Raw genomic sequence first — 6,031 nt, forward strand, 5'->3', positions numbered from 1 at the left:
CTTAACGACTACAGGAGAATTAATCAGAAGAGTAGTACTCTCTTCATGTCGCTCGTAAGAAATATCAAAACCCGTTTCATCAATAGTGAAGTATCTCTGAATAACCTCTACAAGCTCCTTACGGAACTGAGCCATCTGGTCATTCGTGAGTCCAGTCCGATCCTGAACAAGCACAAAATGAAGACGACTCTTTGCAAGTGATCTGCTCTTCTTGTCATTACCACCGAAGATTTTTTTTACCAGTGCTTTTAACACAAAGACCCCCTTTGCCTAGTTGATACTATTAATCCGTTCAAAACTGCCTGTTATGCTGACACTCCTAAACGACGCCCTATCCTTCCCCAAAAACCAGTCTCTCCTAATGACGGAAACTCCACTTCTTCTCCACACACCCGACGTGCTATGCGAGAGAATGCATCCCCTGCTTTAGACTTTTTCTGGAACACTACTGGCTCTCCGCAGTTCGCCGCGACAATAATCGTATCATCTCGCTCGACAACCCCGATTAGGTCTAGCCCCAAAATATCTTGAACATCAGGAATAGAGAGCATATCACCACGATCGACGAGAGAGTTGTCTACTCGATTCACTAACAGATGAGCGTCTATCTCTCGAGCTGCCAACAGACCCACTACCCTATCAGCGTCTCGAATGGCTGAGACTTCTGGAGTGGTTACCACAATCGCCCTATCGGCTGCCGCACAAGCATTTTTAAAACCCTGCTCGATACCGGCTGGGGAATCAACCAGAATATAATTAAACTCTCTTCTGTACTGGTCGAGCGCTTTCTTAATCTCTTCCTCTGAAACAACATCCTTCTCGTCCGTCTGAGATGCTGGCAACAAAAAGAGATTTGGATTTTTCTTAGACCGAATAATCGCCTGACTCGGCTTGCAAACACCCTTTGCAACATCCACAACATTAAAGACGATGCGATTTTCCAACCCGAGAATCACATCTAAATTTCTCAGACCGATATCAGCATCCACGACCAGCGTCTTTTTCCCTCGTAGTGCTAACGCTGCTCCAAGACTGGCTGTCGTCGTCGTCTTTCCAACGCCTCCCTTCCCAGAGGTAATAACGATAATCTCACCATTTGCGGCCTGACCCCCAACTGATCCGTTTCTCATATTCATAAAAACTTCTCCCTTTCCGAAAACTTTCCCCAGTCGCTTGCTCTCTACTTCGCGTACTTCTTCACCCCATACTTCTGCAGCTACGACTCACTTAAAGACAACTCACTTCAACTCGTAATCTCACTATTACTTCATCCGAAAACCCCTCGTCTTCCCCCGCCGAGACGAGACCCTTCCTCCAGACGCTCGGCGAGTCTGATACGGCTCAACCACTATCATGTCACCGTCAACACGAGCCAGCTCTGAGACCCCCTTGGAACCAGATTCCCCACCTCCACGAGTAATCACCCCGCCAATACGAAGTTGCGTTGGCTCAAGCTCCAAGGCAAAAATAACCCTGCCCGCACCCGTCTCATCATAGGCGCCAGCGTGAGCAACACCCCGAAGCTTCCCGAGGACAAAAATATCACCCCCGGCTACCAGCTCTGCACCTGAATTCACGTCACCAGCAACAATAATCGAGTGCTCACTCTCTACACGCTGCCCTGACCGTAATGTACCAAAGACCATACGTGCATCTGGTATGTCTGCTAGCGATTCCTCATCAAAATCACCAACACCCTGCATCCCTCCCGCTAAACGACTGGGATTTGCACCGCTCACCTTCGCCCCAAGACGTACATCACCGACTCCTACATCACTGACTCCTACGCCACCGACTCCTACATCACCGACTCCCTGGGCTTTCTCCGTCACACCAGCAGCGAGCACACCCTCCGAGAACTCTCCGTCTGAAGATTCTTCAAAACCCTCCTCGTCTGTAGAACCAAAACCATCAAACAAACTCAAACCTACCCCCTCAGTACGATCTACTCGAAACTCTACTTCCGTTTCATCACCCAACAAACTGTTTCTAGAAAAACTCCCTTCTTCTCTGGCTCCCCGCCTGTCTCCGTCACCTTTTTTATTGCCGAAAGAATCTTTACGGCCTGAGGAATCGCTTCGTGATACCTCCACCTTAGAACGCAGCCGATCCGGAAGTTCTTCAAGCTCAACCGAGAACTCCTTCTTTAAAATAGCCACCACGTCAGCTTTCAGGCTCTTTGACGGTTTCTCTCCAAACCAATCTGCAAATACTGAGGCTCCCTTCAGAAAGTCACTGCGGGAGATCATAAAATCACGAAGTGCTGCCTGAAGTCGAAGCGGTTCACACCCACCATCTAAGCGCAGGATAAGTCCCTCTGCTATCCCACGAGCATACACAACCTTCGGCTCTTCACTTCCATCAGTAAGCGCATCATTCTCCACACCAGTGATCTCGAGCGATTTTGAGTCATCACCTACACCACCATCTGCTAAGATAGAATTTGCATCCTTCCCTGAAGGAGAGTTTTCCCTTGTTTCACTCATGCTCTTGTTTCACTCATGCCAGAACAATTCGCCCCGCTAATTTGCCAACAATTGTTTTACCAGATTAAACTTTAAAAACTAGAAATAAATTATACAATATTCTTAAGGAGTTAGCTATATCAAAAAGTTTAACTTACTTATAGCAAGTTAATTTTTCGCTCGTCAACTATCTTCTGATCTTTCCTACAGAAAGTTGGCCTCCCCCCCCTTCAATGACTTTGTCCTCTAGTCTAGGAGCTCTCAGGAGGTGCACAATGAAAATGACGGCGGCTTAGGCCAGCAACAGAGAAGAGAATTGCGGGTGAAGATTTCAGAACTTATCGCTACAGGTTTCCTATCGGGCAGGGCCCCAGTTGCGCCAGGAACAGTAGGCTCCATTGCGGCTTGCCTACTGTGGCTACTACTGAAAATCAGCGGGGCGTCCTTTGCAACTCTTTGTATTGTGACTGGATGTATTATCCTCGCTGGTTGGTGGGCCACCGAACACTATGTCGCAAGGAACAGCACCGATAAGCAATCTGATCCTTCAGAGGTCGTAATCGATGAGTGGGCTGGGATGTGGATTGCGCTCCTTGGCGTACAAGAATTAGGGGTGATTGAAATCACTCTGGCTTTCATGCTGTTTAGACTGTTCGATATTTCAAAGCCGTGGATTGTAGGAAAATGCGACCGCATGCATGGCACGAAAGGAATTATGCTTGATGATATCGCCGCTGGATTCATTGCGCTTCTGTGCCTTATGGTCGGGCAGTCTCTGTTTTAACGCGAATTATATTATTGGCAAGAGACGTACTGTCTTTTGAAGCAAAGATGAGGAAGACATTGAGAGGACAAACTATAAATATCATCGTATTCAGCGTTACATTGACTGCTCTGCTCACCGCATGCAGCCCCTTTTACGTCATGCGTGCCGCCTATGAGGAAGGCAAAATCTTGGTTGGAAGAGAGGCGATTTCAGACGTTATTACGCGCTCAGAGACAACCCAAGAGATTCGAGAGAAACTACAACTCGTCTTACGTGCGAGAACGTTTGCAGAAGATAGACTGAGGCTCAACGCAAAAGATTCCTTTACTCAGTACAGCCATGTTGATAAGGACGTGCTCGCTTGGGTGCTACTAGCGAGTAAACAAGACGCCTTTCAACTCTATACCTGGTGGTATCCGATCGTAGGAACCGTTCCATACAAGGGATTCTTTGAGCAAGAGGATGCTCAGGACGTTGTTGCCGCTCTTGAATCAAAAGGGTACGAAACATGGCTGCGCGGCACTGAGGCCTTTAGCACGCTAGGATGGTTCAACGACCCAGTACTCACTACGACTCTCCGACATCCGCCTCACTCGATTGCAAATACCGTCATTCACGAGATTTTCCATCAAACCCTCTGGATAAAAGGCTCCGTTGACTTCAACGAAAGTGCAGCGAATGCGATTGGCGGACTTGGTGCGATTGACTTTTTCCTCACAGAGCGAAGTCAGTGCCAAGACAAGACGTGCGCAGATATCGCCGAAGAGCGCCTACAAGCAAGCCTCAGAGATTGGGAGTTTGAAAAAGAGCTCGGTGGCATCCTCACTGAGCTCCACCGTGTACTAGAAGAGGTATATACTTCACCACTGTCTTATGAAGAGAAGCTTACCCGTCGAGATGAGGTATTTAACACTATCACTGCTCCATTTCGCGCTCGCTATCCCAAGATGCGAATCCTACAAACACTCAATAATGCAGAGCTCCTCCAACTCTCACTCTATCGAAAGCAGCTCCCACTCTTTGAGGAAGGCTTCCACATGTGCCGACGAGAGTGGTCGTGTTTTGTCGACCTCTTTCGAAAAGTCGGAGAACACGATGACGGAGACCCCTTTCACCGTTTCGAAGAGCTCGTAGAGACGCTCTCTAAGCCTCTCTCAGGTGACGAAGGCTAATGAACGCGGTATAACGTATTCAATCAAACCATACGGGTCAGGAAAAAAGCGCGCATGAATTTTATCGACTACCTAGAAAACTCCATTGAGAAACGAAAAAGTCTCCTCTGTGCTGGATTCGATCTTCGACCAGCTGATATCCCAGAATGTTATCACGATCGATCGGATGACATAGAAACGAGAACTGAAAAGACCTTACGGAACTACTACACAGCGGCGTTACAAACCATTGAGCCCCACATCGCCTGTATCAAGCCAAATATCGCCTTCTTTGAGCAGTATGGTATTGGCGCGATAAAAGCGCTCAGAGCTATCTGCGAAGAAGCTCAGAGGCTTCAGGTGCCAGTGATCCTTGATGGAAAACGAGGAGATATTGGTTCAACGAATGTCGCCTATGCGAATGCGTTCCTTCACAACTCTCAAACTGATGGTGATGTCTCGAATAGTTATGACACCTCTCAGCCAATTCCACTGCAGACCCTTTGTGATGTCGATGCACTCACCGTCAATCCGTTTCTGGGGCTGGAATCCACGGTGCCTTTTATCGAAACAGCCCGCGCAAATGGCAAAGGGCTCTTCCTTTTAGTGAGAACATCTAATCCTGATGCTGGCTTTTTACAGGATGCGAAAAGCAGTAGCGGGAGATCTATTAGTGAGTGTGTCGCTGACTGGATTCGATCACAGGAAGAATCCTTAAGGGGCGCATGCGGAGTATCAGCGCTTGGCGCTGTAGTGGGTGCGACTGCACCGGAAGAAGCCCGAAGACTCCGTGAGCTCATGCCTACGAGTCTCTTCCTCGTTCCTGGATACGGAGCGCAGGGAGCGGGCGCTCAAGAAGCCCTTGCGGGAGCTATCCCAGGTAGTGGAATCAAAGGACGTGGAGTGATCGTCAATAGCTCCCGAGGTGTCTTCTCGTTTCAGGGAAGCTCACTACCAAAAGAGGACGAAGATTTTCGAGCTCAATTGCAAGAACGAATACTCCTTGCAAAGAACGATCTGACGCTGGTTTAGACGCCTACTTTAAATGCCTCGTTTAGACCCATAGCACTATTCGTAAAGCGCACCGTTCGTAAAGCACTTGAGCTATGCACCTTGATGTAACGAGTACAAGCTCAAGAATACCCGTGTCTTCAGTGACTATACTTCAGTGGCTATGCTGCTTTTACTGGGTTCTCTTCCCCACCTGATGTTGGGCTATATGTCCGGGTTAAATCAGCGACAAGATCTAGTAGTCCCGCGGGATTTAACGCCTGCGAGCGGTCTTTCCCTTTGCCAATCCCGAGTAGCTTTAACGGCTTTGCCCTTCGCTCACTTCCATGACCGGCAACTTCCATTGGCGAATCGGTACGTTTACTCTTATCGATCACTTCCAATACGAATGCTTCAGGCTCACTCTTCCGGAGTAAGAGTGCATCAGTAAAAGAGCTCTTCGGAGAAATTCGGATCTCGACGTCTTCCTGACCAGGAATTTTGATTGTGACAGGCTTTGAGAGATCATGCTCCTCACCCTCAACGAGCGGGAACTGATTGAGGACTTTCTCTAATGCTGCTCGCGAGGTGATCACCGTACCCCGTGCACTCACATTTTCTATCGGCTTTGAGACCATCTGAAAGAGCTCTCGCAGTTC

General features: G+C 48.4%; 7 protein-coding genes. 3 read left to right on the top strand and 4 right to left on the bottom strand.

Annotation, left to right across the window (positions count from 1 at the left end):
* From minE to EBR25_12015, 3 genes are all read right to left on the bottom strand, one after another.
* Positions 1 to 255, bottom strand: a 255-nt coding sequence (gene minE, locus EBR25_12005) for a cell division topological specificity factor MinE (protein ID NBW41708.1), incomplete at its 3' end; no start/stop codon positions are given.
* Positions 256 to 305: 50 nt separating this feature from the next.
* Positions 306 to 1,130: a septum site-determining protein MinD gene (gene minD / locus EBR25_12010; GenBank protein ID NBW41709.1), complete on the bottom strand. Its 825-nt coding sequence runs from the start codon at positions 1,128 to 1,130 to the stop codon at positions 306 to 308.
* Between the two features lie 132 nt (positions 1,131 to 1,262).
* The gene (locus EBR25_12015) at positions 1,263 to 2,486 is read right to left on the bottom strand and encodes a hypothetical protein (protein NBW41710.1); all 1,224 of its coding nucleotides are present in this window, start codon (positions 2,484 to 2,486) and stop codon (positions 1,263 to 1,265) included.
* A 295-nt stretch (positions 2,487 to 2,781) separates the two neighbouring features.
* Between EBR25_12015 and EBR25_12020 the strand changes: the two genes are divergently transcribed.
* From EBR25_12020 to pyrF, 3 genes are read left to right on the top strand one after another with little or no spacing between them, the layout of a single operon-like run.
* Positions 2,782 to 3,249 (top strand): phosphatidylglycerophosphatase A, encoded by a 468-nt coding sequence (locus EBR25_12020; GenBank protein ID NBW41711.1) that lies wholly within the window; start codon positions 2,782 to 2,784, stop codon positions 3,247 to 3,249.
* 47 nt (positions 3,250 to 3,296) lie between these two features.
* A complete protein-coding gene (locus EBR25_12025) occupies positions 3,297 to 4,403 on the top strand; it encodes a hypothetical protein (protein NBW41712.1) in 1,107 nt (368 codons plus the stop codon).
* Positions 4,404 to 4,457: 54 nt separating this feature from the next.
* Entirely contained in the window at positions 4,458 to 5,414 is a 957-nt protein-coding gene (gene pyrF, locus EBR25_12030) for an orotidine-5'-phosphate decarboxylase (protein ID NBW41713.1), read from the top strand.
* Positions 5,415 to 5,554: 140 nt separating this feature from the next.
* Here pyrF and EBR25_12035 read toward each other — a convergent pair.
* A partial coding sequence (locus tag EBR25_12035; GenBank protein NBW41714.1) for a hypothetical protein occupies positions 5,555 to 6,031 on the bottom strand: 477 nt, incomplete at its 5' end.

The organism is bacterium, assembly GCA_009926305.1.
GTDB lineage: Bacteria > Bdellovibrionota_C > UBA2361 > UBA2361 > RFPC01 > RFPC01.

Bases quoted from the DNA above. Each gene is read 5' to 3' on its own strand.
- minD (NBW41709.1), bottom strand. From the start codon at position 1,130: ATGAGAAACGGATCAGTTGGGGGTCAGGCCGCAAATGGTGAGATTATC.
- EBR25_12015 (NBW41710.1), bottom strand. From the start codon at position 2,486: ATGAGTGAAACAAGGGAAAACTCTCCTTCAGGGAAGGATGCAAATTCT.
- EBR25_12025 (NBW41712.1), top strand. From the start codon at position 3,297: ATGAGGAAGACATTGAGAGGACAAACTATAAATATCATCGTATTCAGC.
- pyrF (NBW41713.1), top strand. From the start codon at position 4,458: ATGAATTTTATCGACTACCTAGAAAACTCCATTGAGAAACGAAAAAGT.